Below are 18,815 nucleotides of genomic sequence, written 5' to 3'. Positions count from 1 at the left end.
GGTTTACCCACCTATGCCCGCGTCCGACGGCGTGTCCGCCGATTGCGTCGGCGTGTCCCGGCGTCGTGGTGGCAAAGATGGGGAAATTCCGCCCGGACCGGCGCCGCCCTACAGGTTGGCGGGCGCCGCGCTACAAGTACGCCGGGGCGGCTTCCAGGCCGAAGTACTGCTCGAGCGTGCCGATGCCGCGGGCACGCATGTCCGCGGCCGCCTCTTTCCCGACGAAGCGCAGATGCCACGGCTCGTAGAAATAGCCGGTGATTTCGTGCAGCATCCACGGGTAGCGGACCACGAAGCCGAAGCGGTGGGCGTTCGCCTTGGCCCAGATCGCCGCCGGACGGTCCTTGAACTGGGGCGTGAACGCGTCCGCCCCGCTGCCGTCGCCGATGTCGAACGCCCACCCCGTCTGGTGCTCTGAGTAGCCGGGCCGGGCCGAGGCGGTGTCGGCCTCCGCCTGGCCGCGGGAATTCACGTAGCTGCCGTAGGTGGCCCTCTGCGTCGTGAACGAACGGTATCCGCTGGCCAGGGTGATGATGACGCCGTCGGCGGCCGCGGCCGCGAACATCTTTTCGGCCGCGGCCGCCGTCGTGCTGTTCAGCAGCGCCGCCTCGCCAGAGGTGGCTAACCGGACGGCTGGCCGGGCCAGGTCCGGCGGCACGAAGGTGGCGGGGGAGAGCGGGCGGTGCTTGTTGACGATCACCCATGGGCTGGTGGGGTCCGAGAGGGAATGCTGCGGCCCCGGCGCCGCGGCCGAAGGAGGGTGTGCCGCGGCCGATGGAGGGTGTGCCGTGGCCGACGGCGGGATGGCCGACGCCGTCGCGGGTGCCCCTGGTGTCGACGGTGTGGAAGACTCCGGGGCCGGGCTTGTCGGAGGCGAGGTTGCCGCGGCGGCGGCGGTCGGCGTCGAACTGCCCGTGCCCGGGGTCGGCCCCGGCGTGCCGGACGGTGTGAAGGACTGGGCCGGGGTGCAGGCGGACAGCGCCGCGAGGCCGGTGCCCGCCAGCAGGAGGCGGCTGAAGGCCCGCCGGCTCGGCGAATCCCGGCCGGCCTCCTGCCGTCCCGCCGTCCCGTCAGCGTCGTTGTAGCACATCCGTGCTAGACCTTCCTCAGCAGCATCCGGCGGATGGAGTGGTCGGCGTCCTTGGTCAGGACCAGTTGCGCGCGGCCCCGGGTCGGGAGGACGTTTTCCTCGAGGTTGGGCTCGTTGATGCGCTTCCAGATCTCGCGGGCTGTCTCTTCGGCCTCGGCATCGGAGAGTGTTGCGTAGCGGTGGAAGTACGATTCCGGCTGGGCGAAGGCCGTGCTCCGCAGTTTGCGGAACCGGTCCACGTACCACTCCTCGATATACGAGGTCTTCGCGTCGACGTAGATGGAGAAGTCGAAGAAGTCGCTCAGGGCCAGGCCCTGCCTGCCGTCCTGCCGCGGCCGGGCCGGAGCCAGGACGTTCAGTCCCTCGACAATCAGCACGTCCGGGCGGCGCACCACCACTTCCTTGCCGGGGACGATGTCATAGGTGACGTGGGAGTACCAAGGGGCACGGACCTCCTCGGCCCCGCCCTTGATCTCGCTCACGAAGCGCAGCAGGGCGCGGCGGTCGTAGGACTCCGGAAAACCCTTGCGCTCGAGCAGTTGCCGGCGCTTGAGCTCGGCGAGCGGGTAGAGGAATCCATCCGTGGTGATGAGCTCCACGTTGGGGGTGCCGGGCCAGCGCCGGAGCATTTCGCGCAGGACGCGGGCGATGGTGGACTTGCCCACCGCCACCGAACCGGCCACGCCGATCACGAACGGCGTGCGCTGGGTGCTTTCGCCGAGGAATGTGGTGGTGGCCGCGTGAAGCTGGCCCGCGGCTTCCACATATAGGTGCAGGAGCCGGGACAGCGGCAGGTAGACCTCGCGCACTTCCTTGATATCGAGGGGGTCCCCGAGGCCGCGAAGGCGGAACACATCCTCTTCATTAAGGGGCTGCTCCATCTGGGCAGCGAGCCGGGACCAGGTCTGCCGGTCCAGCTCCACGAACGGGGAGACACCTTCCCCGTTCGCTTCATTGCGTTGCAAAGTCACCCTAGAGATTCTGCCCTTCACAACGCCGAGAGCGAAATGGACTGGCCGGTGGGAGCCGGGGCCGGTCCTCCGCAGCCCGGCGCAGGGCCCTTCACACCCCGCCGTCCCACGTCCTCCCTCCCGGAAACCCGCTAGGCTTATGACCATGTGTGGAATCGTTGGATATGTGGGCCACTCAGATGGCCGGGTAAATACTGGACACAATGCCTTGGACGTTGTCCTTGAAGGATTGCGGCGCCTGGAGTACCGCGGCTACGACTCCGCGGGTATTGCAGTAGTGGCCGACGGCACCATTTCTTCCCGGAAGAAGTCGGGCAAACTGAGCAACCTCATTGCGGAGCTGGACACCCGCCCGCTGCCGGAATCCCTCACGGGAATCGGCCACACGCGCTGGGCGACGCACGGCGGCCCGACGGACCAGAACGCGCACCCGCACCTGTCCGACGGCGGCAAGCTGGCCCTGATCCACAACGGCATCATCGAGAACTTCGCCGAGCTCAAGCTCGAACTCCAGCGCAAGGGCGTCACCTTCGAGTCCGAGACCGACACGGAAGTGGCGGCTGCCCTGCTCGGGGATATCTACCGTAACCAGCTCGGCGGTGACGCAAGCAACGGCGGCCTCACCCGGGCCATGCAGCTTGCCTGCCAGCGGCTCGAGGGCGCGTTCACGCTCCTCGCCGTCCACGCAGACCAGCCCGACGTGGTGGTCGCTGCCCGCCGGAACTCCCCGCTCGTCGTCGGCCTCGGCGAAGGCGAGAACTTCCTCGGCTCCGACGTCTCCGGCTTCATCGACTACACCCGGCGCGCCGTGGAACTCGGCCAGGACCAGATCGTGACGATCACCGCCGACTCCGTGGAAATCACGGACTTCTACGGCGCCCCCGCCGAGGGCAAGGAATACCACGTCAACTGGGACCCCGCCTCAGCCGAAAAGGGCGGCTTCCCGTCCTTCATGGAAAAGGAAATCCACGACCAGCCGGATGCCGTGCTCCAGACCCTGCTGGGCCGCTCCGACATCCACGGCAAGCTGACGCTCGATGAGCTCCGTGTTGATCCGCAGCTGCTCAAGAACGTCAACAAGATCATCGTCCTTGCGTGCGGCACCTCCGCCTACGCCGGCCAGGTGGCGAAATACGCCATTGAGCACTGGTGCCGGATTCCCACCGAGGTCGAACTCTCGCACGAATTCCGCTACCGGGATCCGATCGTGGACGAGAACACGCTGATTGTCTCCATCTCCCAGTCCGGCGAGACCATGGATACCCTCATGGCGGTCCGTTACGCCAAGGAACAGGGCGCCAAGACGGTCTCCATCTGCAACACCAACGGGTCCACCATCCCCCGCGAATCGGACGCTGTGCTCTACACGCACGCCGGACCCGAGATCGCCGTGGCCTCGACCAAGGCGTTCCTGGCGCAGATCACGGCCGCCTACCTGCTGGGCCTTTATTTGGCACAGCTGCGCGGCAACAAGTTCCAGGGCGAGATCAAGGACATCCTGGCCGACCTGGGCAAGATCCCGGCCAAGATCCAGCGCATCCTCGACAACGAGGCCCAGATCAAGGAACTCGGCCAGTCCATGGCGGACGCCAAGTCCGTGCTGTTCCTGGGCCGCCATGTCGGTTTCCCCGTTGCGATGGAGGGCGCGCTGAAGCTCAAGGAGCTCGCGTACATCCACGCCGAGGGCTTCGCTGCCGGAGAGCTCAAGCACGGCCCGATCGCGCTGATCGAGGAAGGCCAGCCCGTCTTCGTGGTGGTCCCGTCCCCGCGCGGCCGCGACTCGCTGCACTCCAAGGTGGTCTCCAACATCCAGGAAGTACGTGCCCGCGGCGCCAAGACGATCGTGATCGCCGAAGAAGGCGACGAGGCCGTCAAGGCGTACGCCGAGCACGTCTTCTACATTCCGGAGACCCCCACGCTCCTGGCACCGCTGCTCGCAACGGTTCCGCTGCAGATCTTCGCCCTCGCACTCGCCTCGGCCAAGGGTTACGACGTGGACCAGCCACGCAACCTGGCCAAGAGCGTGACCGTAGAATAACGCCATGATTGTTGGCATAGGCGTAGACGTCGTAGACATTGAGCGGTTCGGGCGCCAGCTCGAGCGCACCCCCGGGCTGCGCGACAGGCTGTTCGTCCCCGCCGAGCGGGAACTGAACACGCGGTCCCTCGCCGCGCGGTTTGCCGCGAAGGAGGCCGTGGCTAAGGTGCTGGGGGCGCCGGCCGGGATGAACTGGCAGGACTGCTGGATCGGGCTGGACCAGAACGGCCCCACCGTGCAGGTCAAAGGCACCGTGCTGGCCGTGGCGGAGTCCAAGGGCGTCAAGCGCTGGCACTTGTCCATGAGCCACGACGGCGGGATCGCCACCGCGACGGTTGTCGCCGAAGGCTGAGCCGGCCGTCCAGGCAGGACCGGCCCCAGCGCCAGGCATTCCCCAGCGACCGCGAATGGACTGAAACCATGATCAGCGCCTACACCGGAACCCAAGTGCGAGAGGCCGAAAAGCCATTTCTCGACGACACCCTGGGCTCCGGTGCGGGCGCTGTTCTCATGCAGCGGGCCGCGTACGGCCTCGCCAACGCCGTGATCCGCGAACTGCGGAGCCGCGGGCAACGGCTGTACGGCTCCAGCGTGGCCGTGCTGGCGGGCAAGGGCAACAACGGCGGAGACGGGCTCTTCGCCGCCGCGCTGCTGGCCCGCCGCGGCATGCGCACGACGGCGGTGCTCACTGCCGGCGCCGCCCACGACGCCGGGCTGGCGGCGTTCCGGAAGGCCGGCGGTCATGCCGCGGCCCTCACCGGGGACAACGTGGCCGGACTCACCGCGCTGGCCGGCGGCGCCGACGTCGTGATCGACGCAGTCCTCGGGACCGGGGCCCAGGGCGGGCTGCGGGGACCGGCCGCCGAGCTGGTCGCGGCCCTGGGGCGTTCCCGGCCGGGCTCCCGTTCCCCCTTGGTGGTGGCCTGCGACATCCCCAGCGGCGTCGACGCGGACACGGGGGAGTCTCACGCGCCGGTGCTGGCGGCCGACATGACGGTGACCTTCGGAGCCGCCAAGGCCGGCCTGCTGGCGGACCCGGGCGCGGACTTCGCGGGCACAATCCGGGTAGTCCCGATCGGAATCGAGCAGGCGCTGCCATGGCCGTCCCTGCGACGGCTGGAGGCCCGAGACCTGTCCGCCCTCCTGCCACGCCCGCAGCGCCGGGCGCACAAGTACTCCCGGGGTGTGCTGGGGGTGGTCGCAGGCTCCGGCGCCTATCCCGGCGCCGCGGTGCTGGCCTGCCAAGGCGCCCTGGCAGCCGGCGCCGGAATGGTGCGTTACCTGGGGCCGCCGGACGTCGCCGACCTGGTCCGCCGGTCCTGTCCCGAGGTGGTGTGCAGCGCCGGGGCCGTGGCCGACACGCACGTTCAGGCGTGGCTCGTTGGCTCCGGACTCGACGACTCGGATGAGGAGCAATTGCAGCGCGCCCGTGACGCCGCGGATTCGGGCCTGCCGACGGTCGCCGACGCCGGCGCGTTGCCGGCCCTGCCGGACGTTCTGGCCCCGCAAGTAATCCTGACACCCCACGCCGGCGAACTGTCGGCATTGCTTCAGCGCCTCGGGGCTGGGCTGGACCGTACCGCGGTCGAGGCCTCCACGCTCAGCGCAGTGCGGCGGGCTGCGGGCCTGACCGAAGCCACCGTTCTGCTCAAGGGCGCCACGACCCTTGTGGCCTCGCCCTTCCAGGACTTCTACAGCCAGGCCGAGGGCACGCCCTGGCTCGCCACGGCAGGCAGCGGTGACGTCCTGGCCGGAGTTATCGGGGCGCTGGCGGCCCAGTTGGGCGCCGACGTCGGGCGCTTCGGCGAACATGACATCGACCCCGACGCCAGATGGGCGGCGATCGCGGCGATGGCAGCCAGTATCCATGGTCTCGCCGGGGTCCGGGCATCCCGCGGGGGCCCGGTGACCGCAACGGCCATTGCCCGTGCCGTTCCGGAGGTGATGCGGGAGCTGTAACAAACAGGGGCGCTCCGAGCGCCCGAACAATTACTAACCCTACTTACAAGTAGTCTGTCTAGAGAATATTCGTTCCGCACGAGGAGTACACATGGAAGTCTGGCCCGGATCGGCTTACCCGCTGGGAGCCACCTTTGACGGCACTGGCACCAACTTTGCCCTGTTCAGCGAGCGCGCCGAGCGGGTGGAGCTGTGCCTCCTCGCTGACGATCTGACCGAGACCCGGATCGAACTGACCGAGGTGGATGGCTACGTGTGGCACTGTTACCTGCCGCAGGTCCAGCCCGGACAGAAGTACGGTTACCGGGTCCACGGCCCGTACGAACCGGAGAACGGCAACCGCTTCAACCCCAACAAGCTGCTGATGGACCCCTACGCCAAGGCCGTCCAGGGCCAAATCGACTGGGACCCGGCGCTCTTCACCTACGAATTCGGCGACCCCGACTCGCGCAATGACAGCGACTCGGCGCCGCACACCATGCACGGCGTGGTCATCAACCCGTTCTTCGAGTGGGACGGCGACCGCCAGCTGCGGATCCCCTACCACCAGTCGGTCATCTACGAGGCACACGTCAAGGGCCTGACCGAGCTCCACCCGGAAATTCCCGAAGAGCAGCGCGGCACCTATGCCGGCGTGTCGCACCCGGCCGTGATTGAGCACCTGAAGAAGCTCGGCGTCACCGCGATCGAGCTCATGCCCGTCCACCAGTTCGTCAACGACGGCACGCTCGAGGAGAAGGGCCTCAACAACTACTGGGGCTACAACACGATCGGCTTCTTCGCGCCGCAAAACACCTACAGCTCCTCCGGCGACGTCGGGCACCAGGTGCAGGAATTCAAGGCCATGGTCCGCGAGCTGCACAAGGCCGGCATCGAAGTGATCCTGGACGTGGTGTACAACCACACCGCTGAAGGCAACCACCTCGGCCCCACGCTGTCCTTCAAGGGCATCGACAACCAGGCCTACTACCGTCTGGTGGACGATGACCTGAAGCACTACATGGACTACACCGGCACCGGCAACTCCCTCAATGTCCGGCACCCGCACTCCCTCCAGCTGCTGATGGACTCCCTGCGCTACTGGGTGACCGAAATGCACGTCGACGGCTTCCGTTTCGACCTCGCCTCCACCCTGGCCCGCGAGTTCTACGACGTGGACAAGCTGTCCACCTTCTTCGAACTCATCCAGCAGGACCCGATCGTCTCCCAGGTCAAGCTGATCGCCGAGCCGTGGGACATCGGCCCGGGCGGCTACCAGGTGGGCAACTTCCCGCCCCAGTGGACCGAGTGGAACGGCAAATACCGCGACACGGTCCGCGACTTCTGGCGCGGCGAGCCCTCGACCCTCGGCGAATTCGCCTCCCGCCTGACCGGCTCCGCGGACCTCTACGAAAGCTCCGCCCGGCGCCCGGTGGCCTCGATCAACTTCGTCACAGCGCACGACGGCTTCACCATGCGCGACCTCGTGTCCTATAACGAGAAGCACAACGACGCCAACGGCGAGGGCAACAACGACGGCGAATCCCACAACCGCTCCTGGAACTGCGGCGAGGAAGGGGACACGGACAACGACCACGTCCTGACCCTCCGCGCCCGCCAGCAGCGCAACTTCATCGCCACCCTGCTGCTCTCACAGGGCGTCCCAATGCTCCTGCACGGCGACGAGCTCGGCCGCACCCAGCAGGGCAACAACAACACCTACTGCCAGGACTCCGAGCTGAGCTGGATCCACTGGGACGCGATGGACCAGCCGCTGGTGGAGTTCACCGCCGTCGTCAACAAGATCCGGCACGACCACCCGACCTTCCGGCGCAGCCGCTTCTTCGACGGCCGCCCGGTGCGCCGCGGCGAGGGCGAGAAGCTGCCGGACATCGTCTGGCTGAAAACGGACGGCACCGAAATGCTCCCGGAGGACTGGGGCAGCGGCTTCGGCCGGACCATCGGTGTGTTCTACAACGGCCACGGCATCCAGGAACAGGACTCCCGCGGACGCCGGATCACCGACGACAGTTTCCTGCTCGGCTTCAACGCCCACGACGACGACGTGGACTTCGCCCTGCCGGCCGAGGAATACTCACGGTTCTGGGACGTACTGGTGGACACCGCGGACCAGGCGGACACTGAGGCGCCGCTGAAAGCCGGGTCCGTGCTGAAGCTGGCGGCAAAGTCGATGGTGGTACTCCGGGCCCACTCCGGCCCCGAGGTGGAAGTGGACTACTCCGCGGCCGCCTCCCTCGCCGCGATGGCCGAGCACGAGGATTCGGCGGCTGCCGATTCTACGGCCCCGGCACCGGAAGCTCCGGCGGTCCCCGCTCCGGAGGCCCCGGCCGAGTCGGCTCCGGAGGCCCCGGCAACCGGCGCCTCCAAGGGCTCCGCGAAGGCCTCCGGTTCGAAGAAGACGGGGGCCGACAAGCCGAAGACGCCGAAGGGCCGAGCTAAATGAGAACCCCCGTCTCGACGTACCGGCTGCAGATCCGGCCCGGGTTTACGCTGCAGGACGCCGCGCAGACCGTGCCGTACCTGAAGTCCCTGGGCGTGGATTGGATCTACCTCTCGCCGATCCTCACGGCGGAGCGTGGCTCGGACCACGGCTACGACGTCACCGATCCCTCCGCCATTGATCCAGACCGGGGCGGCGCGGACGGCCTGCTGGCGGCATCGGCGGCCGCGCGGGAGGCCGGCATGGGCGTGCTGGTCGACATCGTGCCCAACCACGTCGGCGTCGCCACCCCGGCCCAGAACCCCTGGTGGTGGTCCCTCCTGAAGGAGGGGCAGCAGTCCCGCTACGCGCAGGCGTTCGACGTCGACTGGGACTTCGGCGGCGGCCGGGTGCGGATCCCCGTATTGGGGGACGACTCCGACGTCGACGCGCTGGAAATCAAGGACGGGGAACTGCGCTACTACGATCACCGCTTCCCGCTCGCCGAGGGCACGTACACCGAAGGTGACGATCCCCGCGAGGTCCACGACCGGCAGCACTACGAACTGATCGGCTGGCGCCGGGCCGACACGGATCTGAACTACCGCCGGTTCTTTGCCGTCAACAGCCTGGCCGGGATCCGGGTGGAGATCCCCGAGGTCTTCGATGAGGCCCACGCGGAGGTTGTGCGCTGGTTCCGGGAAGGGCTCGTCGACGGGCTGCGGATCGACCACCCGGACGGCCTCGCCGATCCGGAGGGATACCTGGCCCGGCTGCGGGAGGCCACGGGCGGCAGCTACCTGCTGATCGAGAAGATCCTGGAACCGGGCGAGGCCCTGCCGGCCGGCTTCGAGTGCGAGGGCACCACCGGCTACGACGCCCTCGCGGATGTGGACCGGGTGTTCGTCGACGCCGCCGGCCAGGGCCCGCTTGACGCGCTCGACGCCGAACTGCGCGGCGGCGCTGCCGACTACGAGGACATGATCCGCGGCACCAAACGCCGGATCACGGACGGAATCCTGCACTCGGAAATGCTCCGGCTGGCGCGGCTGGTCCCTGCCGGGGCAGGACTGGGCCAGGAAGCCGCGGCGGACGCACTGTCCGAGATCATCGCCGCGTTCCCGGTCTACCGCAGCTATCTTCCGGAGGGTGCGGACGTCCTGAAAGAGGCATGCGAACTCGCGGTCCGCCGCCGCCCCGAACTCGAAGGCGCCGTCGGCGTGCTGCTGCCGCTGCTGCTCGACGCGGAGGCCGAACTGGGCATGCGCTTCCAGCAGACCTCCGGGATGGTCATGGCCAAGGGCGTGGAAGACACCGCGTTCTTCCGCTACACCCGGCTGGGCACCCTGACCGAAGTCGGCGCCGACCCCACCGAGTTCGCCGTGACGCCGGAGGAATTCCACACCCGGATGACCCGGCGCCAGGCCGAATTGCCGTTGTCCATGACCACGCTCAGCACCCACGACACGAAGCGCAGCGAGGACACCCGCGCCCGGATCTCCGTCCTTGCCGAGCTCGCACCGGAATGGCAGGCATCCCTGCAGCGGCTGCAGAAGCTGGCGCCGCTGCCGGACGGGCCGCTGGCCAACCTGCTGTGGCAGGCCATCGCGGGCGTCTGGCCCGCAGACCGCGACCGGCTGCAGTCCTACGCGCAAAAAGCCGCCCGGGAGGCCGGGAACTCGACCAACTGGATCGATCCGGACGAGGCCTTCGAGGCGGAACTTTCAGCCGCCGTGGACGCCGCCTTCGACACCCCGGAGGTGACCGCCGAGCTGGAGTCCCTCGTGGCCCTGCTGGAGCCGTACGGGGCCGCCAACTCCCTCGGCGCCAAGCTCGTGCAGCTCACCATGCCCGGGGTGCCGGACGTCTACCAGGGCACCGAGTTCTGGGACCGTTCGCTGACCGATCCGGACAACCGGCGGCCGTTCGACTTCGGCGCCCGCCGGCGCGCCCTCGCCGCGCTCGACGCCGGTGAGCGTCCGGCGTCGTTCCTGGACGAGGCGGCCAAACTCCTCGTCACCTCGCGGGCCCTGCGGCTGCGGCGGGACCGGCCGGAGCTGTTCTCCGGGTACACCCCGGTCACAGCCACGGGCGCCGCTGCTGCGAACCTGCTCGCCTTTGACCGCGGGACTCCCGCAGCCCCGGGCGCGCTGACGCTCGCCACCCGGCTGCCCCGCGGCCTGGAGCAACGCGGCGGATGGCAGGACACGACCATCGAGCTCGCCGCGGCCATGGCCGATGAACTGACCGGGTCCACGCACGGTCCGGGCACCGTGGCCGTGGGGGAGATCCTGCGGGACTACCCCGTGGCCCTCCTGGTGCCCACCGCCTAAGCAGATCCTGTAGCACGAAGGAGTACCGACATGGGGAACGGAAGAATGCCATGACCTTGCCTGCACACGGAAGCGACCGCTTCGATCTCTGGGCACCGGAAGCGCAGGCGGTCACGCTCCTCGCTGACGGCCGGAAGTACGACATGACCCGCCGCGGCGCGGAGGCGCCCGGCTGGTGGACCGCCGCCGGGGCGCCCGCCGCCGGGGACGTGGACTACGGCTACCTGGTGGATGGGGATCCCACCCCGCTGCCGGACCCGCGCTCCCGCCGCCAGCCCGCGGGCGTGCACGCGCTCTCCCGCACGTTCGACGCCGGACGCCACCAGTGGGCCGACGGCCAGTGGGCGGGCCGGGAGCTCAAGGGCGCTGTCATTTACGAACTCCATGTTGGCACCTTCACGCCGGAGGGAACACTGGACGCCGCGGCAGGGAAGCTGGCGTATCTGGCGGAGCTGGGCATCGACTTCGTGGAGCTGCTGCCGGTCAACGGGTTCAACGGCACCCACAACTGGGGCTACGACGGTGTCCTCTGGTACGCCGTGCACGAAGGCTACGGCGGACCCGCCGCGTACCAGCGCTTCGTGGACGCCGCCCACGCCGCCGGCCTTGGCGTCATCCAGGACGTGGTCTACAACCACCTCGGCCCCAGCGGGAACTATCTTTCCCGGTTCGGGCCCTACCTGAAATCGGGGGAGGGCAACACCTGGGGCGACTCGGTCAACCTGGACGGCCCGGAGTCGGACGAGGTGCGCCGCTATATCCTGGACAACGCCGCGATGTGGCTGCGGGATTACCACGTGGACGGCCTGCGGCTGGACGCCGTGCACGCCTTTAAGGATGAGCGCGCCGTGCACCTGCTGGAGGACTTCGGCGCCCTCGCCGACGAAATAGCCGCCGAGACCGGACGCCCGGCCACGATGATCGCGGAATCGGACCTGAACAACCCGCGCCTGCTCTACCCGCGGGACACCAACGGGTACGGGCTGGCCGGGCAGTGGAGCGATGACTTCCACCACGCCGTCCACGTCAACGTCAGCGGCGAAACCACCGGCTACTACGCCGACTTCGACTCGCTCGGTGCGCTGGCCAAGGTCCTGGAGCGCGGCTTCTTCCACGACGGCAGCTACTCCAGCTTCCGCGCCCGCCACCACGGCCGGCCCATCGACCCGGCCCAGGTCCACCCGGCCGCGCTGGTGGTGTGCAGCCAGAACCACGACCAGATCGGCAACCGCGCCACCGGGGACAGGCTGTCCCAGACCCTGGGCTACGGGCCGCTCGCGCTCGCCGCCGTCGCCACCCTGACCTCGCCGTTCACGCCCATGCTGTTCATGGGCGAGGAATACGGGGCCACCACCCCGTGGCAGTTCTTCACCTCCCACCCGGAACCGGAGCTGGGCAAGGCGACGGCCGAGGGCCGGATCAGGGAGTTCGAGCGCATGGGCTGGGACCCCGCCGTCGTCCCCGACCCGCAGGATCCGGAGACTTTCACCCGGTCCAAGCTGGACTGGGCCGAGGCTTCCGGAGGCGACCATGCCCGCCTCCTGGAGCTGTACCGGGCACTCATCGCGCTCCGCCGCACCACGCCGGACCTGACTGAACCAGGCTTCGAGGACACCGCCGTCGACGTCAGCGAGGACGAGGGCTGGCTGCTGCTGCGCCGCGGCAGCACTGAAGTGGCGATGAACTTTTCCGCCGAGGCGCGGCGGGTCCCGGTCCGCGGCGCGGCCCTGGCCCTGGCAACCGACGACGGCGTCCGGCTGGACCCTGCTTCCGGCGCGCCTGGCGGCGCGGAGCCCGCTGCCGGCGGCGCGCCGTCGGCCACTCCGCTGCATCTACCCGGCCACAGCGCCGCGATACTCACCCACTAAGGCAGGATCTGACGTATGACATATTTGGCAGCTGACACCCGCTACGACTCCATGCCCTACCGCCGCGTGGGGCGCAGCGGCCTGAAACTCCCGGCCATCTCCCTGGGCCTGTGGCACAACTTCGGCGACGACAAGCCGTTCGAAGTCCAGCGCGCCATCCTGCGCCGCGCCTTCGACCTCGGCGTCACCCACTTCGACCTCGCCAACAACTACGGCCCGCCCTATGGCAGCGCCGAGACCAACTTTGGCCGCCACTTCCAGGACGACTTCAAGCCGTACCGCGACGAACTGATCATCTCCAGCAAGGCCGGCTACGACATGTGGCCGGGCCCGTACGGCAACTTTGGCTCCCGCAAGTACCTGCTGGCCAGCCTGGACCAGTCGCTGGGCCGGATGGGCCTGGACTACGTGGACATCTTCTACAGCCACCGCCCGGACCCCGAAACGCCGATGGAAGAGACCATGGGCGCCCTGGACCAGGCCGTCCGCTCCGGCAAGGCGCTCTACGCCGGCATCTCCTCCTACACCCCGGAACAGACTCTCGAAGCGGCCCGGATCCTGAAGGAACTCGGCACGCCGCTGCTGATCCACCAGCCCAGCTACTCCATGCTCAACCGCTGGACCGAGAACGGCAGCCCCAACCTCTTCGAGGCGCTCGAACAGGTTGGCGCCGGATCGATCGCCTTCTCGCCGCTGGCGCAGGGCATGCTCACCGACCGCTACCTGGCGGGCATTCCGGCCGACTCCCGCGCCGCCCAGGACAAGTCCCTGGACCAAGGCATGATCACCGAGGACAAACTGGACCGGATACGCGGGCTCAACCGGATCGCCGAAAGCCGCGGGCAGTCCCTCGCGCAGATGGCCATCGCCTGGATCCTGCGCGAGCAGGGCAAGGGCACCTCGGTCACGTCGGCGCTGGTCGGCGCGTCCAGCGTCCGGCAGCTCGAGGACACCCTGTCTGCGATCAACAACCTGGGTTTCACCGCCGATGAGGTCGACGCGATCGATGAATTCGCCGTCGAATCCGACATCAACCTGTGGGCGCAGAAGTAGAAGGCACCCGCAGTTACACAAGCGCCGGGGCCGCCGGGGAACAACCGCGGCCCCGGTGGCGTTGACTAGACTACTAAGGGCGCCTTACGGCGCCGTGTCCGCCTGCCGCCCGCACAACTGGTGCAGTACACCAGAGTGCGGCCGCGCCGGTCACCCTTGTTTCTCAAAAGGAGTTCCGTGTCTTCACATCCGATTCGTGTTGCAATCGTCGGCGTAGGTAACTGCGCCGCTTCGCTGGTCCAGGGCGTCCAGTACTACAAAGACGCCGACCCCAAGGCCACGATCCCGGGCCTGATGCACGTGGAGTTCGGCCAGTACCACGTCGGCGACGTCCAGTTCGTTGCCGCCTTCGACGTCGACGGCAAGAAGGTGGGGCAGGACCTGTCCGACGCCATCCTGGCCAGCGAAAACAACACCATCAAGATCGCCGACGTCCCGCCGACCGGTGTCACCGTCCAGCGCGGCCACACCCTGGACGGCCTGGGCAAGTACTACCTCGAGACCATCGAGCAGTCCCCGGAGGAGCCGGTCGATGTCGTCCAGGCCCTCAAGGACGCCCAGGTTGACGTCATGGTCTGCTACCTGCCGGTCGGTTCCCAGCAGGCCGCCGAGTTCTACGCCCAGTGCGCGATCGATGCCGGCGTGGCGTTCGTCAACGCCCTGCCGGTGTTCCTGGCCGGCACCAAGGAGTGGGCGGACAAGTTCACCGCCGCGGGCGTGCCGATCGTGGGCGATGACATCAAGAGCCAGATCGGTGCCACCATCACGCACCGCGTCATGGCTAAGCTGTTCGAGGACCGCGGCGTCACCCTGGACCGCACGTACCAGCTGAACGTCGGCGGCAACATGGACTTCAAGAACATGCTTGAGCGCGACCGCCTGGAGTCCAAGAAGATCTCCAAGACCCAGGCCGTCACCTCCAACGTCGAGGCCGAGCTCGCCGCCAAGGACGTCCACATCGGCCCGTCCGACTACGTCCAGTGGCTCGATGACCGCAAGTGGGCCTTCGTCCGCCTCGAGGGCCGCAACTTCGGCGACGCCCCGGTGTCCCTGGAATACAAGCTCGAAGTCTGGGACTCGCCCAACTCCGCCGGCGTGATCATCGACGCCATCCGTGCCGCCAAGATCGGCCTGGACCGCGGCATCGGCGGCCCGCTGGTCTCGGCGTCGAGCTACTTCATGAAGTCCCCGCCGGAGCAGTTCAACGACGACCTCGCCCGTGAAAAGGTCGAGGCCTTCATCCGCGGCGACCTGGAGCGCTAACCGCCTTCCTCACCGCATACTCCAACGCGGGGTCACTTACGGCCGATAATCCCCCTCGGGATGGGCCGTAAGTGACCCCGGGTTGCTGTTTAGAAGAGGCCTACGGGGTTGCCGGCGTCGTCGACGTCCATCCGCATCGCTGCGGGCACCTTGGGCAGGCCCGGCATGGTCATCACGGCGCCGGTGAGGGCCACGATGAAGCCAGCGCCGGTCTTGGGGATGAGGTCCCGGACGTGGATGGTGAAGCCCTTGGGCGCGCCGAGCCGGGTGGCGTCGTCGGTGAAGGAGTACTGGGTCTTCGCCATGCACACCGGCATCCCGGACCAGCCGTTCTTCTCGATTTCGGCCAGCCGTTTGAGCGCCGGCACGGAGAAGTCCACGCCGTCGGCGCCGTAGACCTCCTGCACGATGGTCCGGATCTTGTCCTCCACGGACATCTCCAGTGGGTACAGGTGCCGGAAGCCGTGCGGCGCATCGATCGCGGCGGCCACCTTCGCCGCGAGCTCGTCCCCGCCGTCGCCGCCACCGCCGCGGCCCCAGATATCCGCCACCGCGGCCTGGACCCCCTCCGCGGCGCACCACTGAAGCAGCCAGTCCAGCTCCTCGGCGGTGTCCGTGGCGAATTTGTTGACCGCCACGACCGGGATGATGCCGAACTTCTCGACGTTGCGGATGTGGCGGCGCAGATTGGCGACGCCGGCGGCCAGCGCCTCCACGTTGGGCTCCTTGAGCATGTCTTTCGGCACGCCGCCGTGCATCTTCAGCGCCCGGACGGTGGCCACGAGGACGACGGCGGACGGGGCGACGTCGGCCATGCGCGCCTTGATGTCCATGTACTTTTCCGCCCCGAGGTCCGCGCCGAACCCTGCCTCGGTGACGACGATGTCCGCCAGGTTGCGGGCCGTCTGCGTGGCGATGAGGGAGTTGCAGCCGTGGGCGATGTTGGCGAAGGGTCCGCCGTGCACGAGCGCCGGGGTGCCGGCGATGGTCTGCACCAAGTTGGGCTTGATCGCGTCCTTGAGCAGCATGGTCAGGGCGCCCTGGACGCCGAGCTCGGCCACGGTGACGGGCCGGCGGTCGTAGGTGTAGCCGAACGTGATCCGACCCAGCCGGTCGCGCAAATCGTTCAGGTCCGTGGCGAGGCAGAACACGGCCATGATCTCCGAGGCCACGGTGATGTCGAAGCCGTCCTGGCGCGGCGTGCCCTGGGCCGGCCCGCCGAGGCCGATCACGACCTCCCGGAGGGACCGGTCGTTCATGTCCAGGACGCGCTTGAACGTCATCCGGCGCGGATCGATGTTCAGCTCGTTGCCCTGGAAGATGTGGTTGTCCACGAGGGCCATGAGGGCATTGTTCGCCGAGGTGATGGCGTGGAAATCGCCGGTGAAGTGCAGGTTGATCTGGTCCATCGGCAGCACCTGGGAGTAGCCGCCGCCGGTCGCGCCGCCCTTCATGCCCAGGATGGGGCCGAGTGAGGGTTCGCGCAGCGCGATCATCACGCTGTGACCGGCCCGGGCCAGGGAATCCGCGAGCCCCACCGTCGTGGTGGACTTGCCTTCGCCGGCGGGGGTGGGCGACATCGCGGAGACCAGCACCACTTTGCCGGGCGCGCGCACGGGGGCGCCCGCCGGAACGGCCAGCTTCGCCGGATCGATTTTGGCCTTGTAGGGTCCGTAGAGTTCCAGCGCGTCCGGGTTGATGCCGGCGGCCGCCGCAATCTCCCCGATCGGCTTCATGACTGCCCGCTGGGCAATTTCCAGGTCGCTGGGGACGGTGTTCCCGGCAGTGGTGGTCTCAGACATCGTTGTCCTTCGGCTCGTGGCGTTGGCGGGTTGGTCCCGGTCCGGTGTTGCCGGGCGGGGTTGGAGCGGGGGAGGGGGCGGACCCGGTTCAGGGTGTGTGGCCCACCGGGATGGTCAGGCTTCCAAAATACTGGCTCACGGCGGTGTGGTAGCTCTCCAGCGTAATCGCGGCGGTGCGCTGCCAGCCGAAATCCTGGGCATGGATCGCGGCGGCGCGCCCCATGTCGGTGCGCGTTTGGGCATCGTCGAAGAGCGACTCGAGGGCGTCCGCCCAGTCGCTGGCCTTGTGGCCCTCGATCAGCATCCCGGTCCGCCCGTCCTGGACGGCGCGGGAGAGGCCGCCGACTTTCGTGGCGAGGACCGGCGTCCCGCAGGCCTGCGCCTCCAGCGCCACCAGGCCAAAGGACTCGCTGTAGGAGGGCATCACCACGACGTCGGCGGACCGGTACCAGCCGGCCAGTTCCGGGGCGTTCACCGGCGGGTGGTGGGTGGCGACGTCGTCCATTCCGGCGGCGCTGATCAGCGTCTTGAGGTTGAAGTCCTTGGCGCCGCTGACGGCCCCCAGAATGGTCAGCTGCAGGTCGATGTCCGGGCGCCGGGAGCGCAGGAGCGCGGCCGCCTTGATCAGGATCTGCGGGCCCTTGAGCCGCTGGATCCGGCCCGCGAACAGCAGATGGAACTTGCCCGGGGCGACGCCGTGCTGGGCCCTGGCCCGGTTCCGGAAGGCCGGGGTGAAGACGGCCAGGTCCACGCCGGGCGGCGCGACGTCGATGCGGTCGATGTCGGCGTTGTAGTGCGAGACCAGCTCGGCCGCTTCGGTGCCGGTGTTGGCGATCAGCCGGGTGGCGCCGTCGACAATCCGGTGCTCGCCGTCCTCGCGACGCCGCGGCTCGGGCTGTTCGCCGGACTCGAGCAGCTGGTTCTTGACCTTCGCCATCGTGTGCATGGTGTGGACGAGGGGCAGCCCCCACAGCTCCGCGAGCTCCAGCCCGGCCACCCCGGAAACCCAGTAGTGGGAATGGACGACGTCATAGCGGCCGTGCGGCTGGAGCTGGCGGATCCGGTTGATCTCGGCGACCATGCTGTGCAGCAGCCCCGGGAGCTCCTCCTTGGGCAGCTTCCGCGGCGGCCCGGCGAGGACGTTGTGCACGCACACGCCAGGGGACGGATGTTCGACGGCGGGCTGAGTGGCCGAGGTGGACCGGGTGAAGATCTCCACTTCCACCCCGGTCTCGGCGAGGGCAGCGGCCAGTGCCCGGACGTAAACGTTCATGCCGCCGGCGTCACCGGAGCCGGGCTGTTCCATGGGCGAGGTGTGCAGGGAAAGGAAGGCGACGCGGCGGATCAGCGACACGGTTCCCCTTTCCTCTGCCCATTTTTCTTTGCCAAATGCATGTCGATAAAACATTACTCCTGAAGTGCCGGCCGGTTCACGGGTCCGTTCGGTTCGCAGACCGGGGCGTGCTGCTAACGTGGCCGCTGTGAACACAACGACAGGACCAGAGCCAGCCGGCTGGAGCATCCGCGAGGCCCGCCCGGAGGACTGGCCGGGCATCTGGACGATCCTGGAACCTGTCATCCGTTCGGGGGAGACCTTCACTTGGGACCGGGACACGGGAGAGGCCGAGGCCCGCGGACGCTGGTTCAAGCAGGCGCCGGGCCAGACGTTCGTCGCGGTTGCCTCCGACACGGGTGCGGTTCTTGGCACCGGCGAACTGCACCCCAACCAAGGCGGCGGCGGCAGCCACGTCGCCAACGCGGGCTACATGGTTCACCCGGCGCAGGCCGGCCGCGGACTGGCCCGGGCCCTGTGCGCCTATTCGCTCGACGCCGCCCGCGACGCCGGCTTCCGGGCCATGCAGTTCAACGCCGTCGTGGAAAGTAACGTCCGGGCCGTGGCCGCGTGGAAATCCATGGGCTTTGAGGTGCTCGCGACCATTCCCGAGGCGTTCAACCACCCTGAACTGGGCTACGTGGGCCTGCATGTGATGTACCGAAAGCTGTAGGGCTGCCGGCCCC

At 68.4% G+C, this 18,815-nt stretch carries 14 protein-coding genes; 10 read left to right on the top strand and 4 right to left on the bottom strand.

Annotated elements, in window-relative coordinates; genetic code table 11:
- Positions 1-130: 130 nt before the first annotated feature.
- Complete coding sequence (locus ABH915_RS17190; RefSeq protein ID WP_370123569.1) at positions 131-700, bottom strand: D-alanyl-D-alanine carboxypeptidase family protein; 570 nt, start codon at positions 698-700, stop codon at positions 131-133.
- Here ABH915_RS17190 and ABH915_RS17185 point away from each other — a divergent pair.
- Complete coding sequence (locus ABH915_RS17185; protein WP_370123566.1) at positions 690-1,085, top strand: hypothetical protein; 396 nt, start codon at positions 690-692, stop codon at positions 1,083-1,085. The two genes, ABH915_RS17190 and ABH915_RS17185, sit on opposite strands and share 11 nt — an antisense overlap.
- Positions 1,086-1,095: 10 nt before the next feature.
- Here ABH915_RS17185 and coaA read toward each other — a convergent pair whose 3' ends face one another.
- Positions 1,096-2,061, bottom strand: a complete 966-nt coding sequence (coaA, locus tag ABH915_RS17180) for a type I pantothenate kinase (protein ID WP_026266484.1) — start codon at positions 2,059-2,061, stop codon at positions 1,096-1,098.
- Between the two features lie 145 nt (positions 2,062-2,206).
- On the opposite strand from coaA, the gene glmS reads away from it, so the two are divergent.
- The 8 genes from glmS to ABH915_RS17140 all read left to right on the top strand — a co-directional run bounded on the left by glmS (position 2,207) and on the right by ABH915_RS17140 (position 14,994).
- Entirely contained in the window at positions 2,207-4,099 is a 1,893-nt protein-coding gene (glmS, locus tag ABH915_RS17175) for a glutamine--fructose-6-phosphate transaminase (isomerizing) (RefSeq protein ID WP_370123562.1), read from the top strand.
- A gap of 4 nt (positions 4,100-4,103) precedes the next feature.
- Entirely contained in the window at positions 4,104-4,451 is a 348-nt protein-coding gene (locus ABH915_RS17170; RefSeq protein WP_018773713.1) for a holo-ACP synthase, read from the top strand.
- A 68-nt stretch (positions 4,452-4,519) separates the two neighbouring features.
- Complete coding sequence (locus ABH915_RS17165; protein WP_370123558.1) at positions 4,520-6,058, top strand: NAD(P)H-hydrate epimerase; 1,539 nt, start codon at positions 4,520-4,522, stop codon at positions 6,056-6,058.
- A 91-nt stretch (positions 6,059-6,149) separates the two neighbouring features.
- On the top strand, positions 6,150-8,501 hold the full coding sequence (gene glgX, locus ABH915_RS17160; protein WP_370123555.1) for a glycogen debranching protein GlgX: 2,352 nt from the start codon (positions 6,150-6,152) through the stop codon (positions 8,499-8,501).
- On the top strand, positions 8,498-10,810 hold the full coding sequence (gene treY / locus ABH915_RS17155) for a malto-oligosyltrehalose synthase (protein WP_370123552.1): 2,313 nt from the start codon (positions 8,498-8,500) through the stop codon (positions 10,808-10,810). The genes glgX and treY overlap by 4 nt, the downstream gene beginning before the upstream one ends.
- 50 nt (positions 10,811-10,860) lie before the next feature.
- Positions 10,861-12,678 carry a malto-oligosyltrehalose trehalohydrolase gene (gene treZ / locus ABH915_RS17150; protein WP_370123549.1) on the top strand — a complete coding sequence of 606 codons (1,818 nt, stop codon included), beginning with the start codon at positions 10,861-10,863 and terminating at the stop codon, positions 12,676-12,678.
- 15 nt (positions 12,679-12,693) lie between these two features.
- Positions 12,694-13,731: an L-glyceraldehyde 3-phosphate reductase gene (mgrA, locus tag ABH915_RS17145; protein WP_370123546.1), complete on the top strand. Its 1,038-nt coding sequence runs from the start codon at positions 12,694-12,696 to the stop codon at positions 13,729-13,731.
- A gap of 177 nt (positions 13,732-13,908) precedes the next feature.
- On the top strand, positions 13,909-14,994 hold the full coding sequence (locus ABH915_RS17140) for an inositol-3-phosphate synthase (RefSeq protein ID WP_018773719.1): 1,086 nt from the start codon (positions 13,909-13,911) through the stop codon (positions 14,992-14,994).
- An 89-nt stretch (positions 14,995-15,083) separates the two neighbouring features.
- On the opposite strand, the gene ABH915_RS17135 is transcribed toward ABH915_RS17140, so the two are convergent.
- Both ABH915_RS17135 and mshA read right to left on the bottom strand, forming a co-directional pair.
- The gene (locus ABH915_RS17135; RefSeq protein ID WP_370123543.1) at positions 15,084-16,796 is read right to left on the bottom strand and encodes a formate--tetrahydrofolate ligase; all 1,713 of its coding nucleotides are present in this window, start codon (positions 16,794-16,796) and stop codon (positions 15,084-15,086) included.
- An 88-nt stretch (positions 16,797-16,884) separates the two neighbouring features.
- On the bottom strand, positions 16,885-18,150 hold the full coding sequence (mshA, locus tag ABH915_RS17130) for a D-inositol-3-phosphate glycosyltransferase (RefSeq protein WP_370123540.1): 1,266 nt from the start codon (positions 18,148-18,150) through the stop codon (positions 16,885-16,887).
- Between the two features lie 118 nt (positions 18,151-18,268).
- On the opposite strand from mshA, the gene ABH915_RS17125 reads away from it, so the two are divergent.
- Positions 18,269-18,802, top strand: a complete 534-nt coding sequence (locus ABH915_RS17125; RefSeq protein WP_370123537.1) for an N-acetyltransferase family protein — start codon at positions 18,269-18,271, stop codon at positions 18,800-18,802.
- Positions 18,803-18,815: the final 13 nt, after the last annotated feature.

This window comes from Arthrobacter sp. MW3 TE3886 (genome assembly GCF_041262145.1).
Lineage (GTDB): Bacteria > Actinomycetota > Actinomycetes > Actinomycetales > Micrococcaceae > Arthrobacter.
Note: the sequence above shows the minus strand (reverse complement) of the source record. Positions and strands in the feature narration are given on the sequence as shown.

Bases quoted from the DNA above. Each gene is read 5' to 3' on its own strand.
- glmS (WP_370123562.1), top strand. From the start codon at position 2,207: ATGTGTGGAATCGTTGGATATGTGGGCCACTCAGATGGCCGGGTAAAT.
- ABH915_RS17170 (WP_018773713.1), top strand. From the start codon at position 4,104: ATGATTGTTGGCATAGGCGTAGACGTCGTAGACATTGAGCGGTTCGGG.
- ABH915_RS17165 (WP_370123558.1), top strand. From the start codon at position 4,520: ATGATCAGCGCCTACACCGGAACCCAAGTGCGAGAGGCCGAAAAGCCA.
- glgX (WP_370123555.1), top strand. From the start codon at position 6,150: ATGGAAGTCTGGCCCGGATCGGCTTACCCGCTGGGAGCCACCTTTGAC.
- treY (WP_370123552.1), top strand. From the start codon at position 8,498: ATGAGAACCCCCGTCTCGACGTACCGGCTGCAGATCCGGCCCGGGTTT.
- treZ (WP_370123549.1), top strand. From the start codon at position 10,861: ATGACCTTGCCTGCACACGGAAGCGACCGCTTCGATCTCTGGGCACCG.
- mgrA (WP_370123546.1), top strand. From the start codon at position 12,694: ATGACATATTTGGCAGCTGACACCCGCTACGACTCCATGCCCTACCGC.
- ABH915_RS17135 (WP_370123543.1), bottom strand. From the start codon at position 16,796: ATGTCTGAGACCACCACTGCCGGGAACACCGTCCCCAGCGACCTGGAA.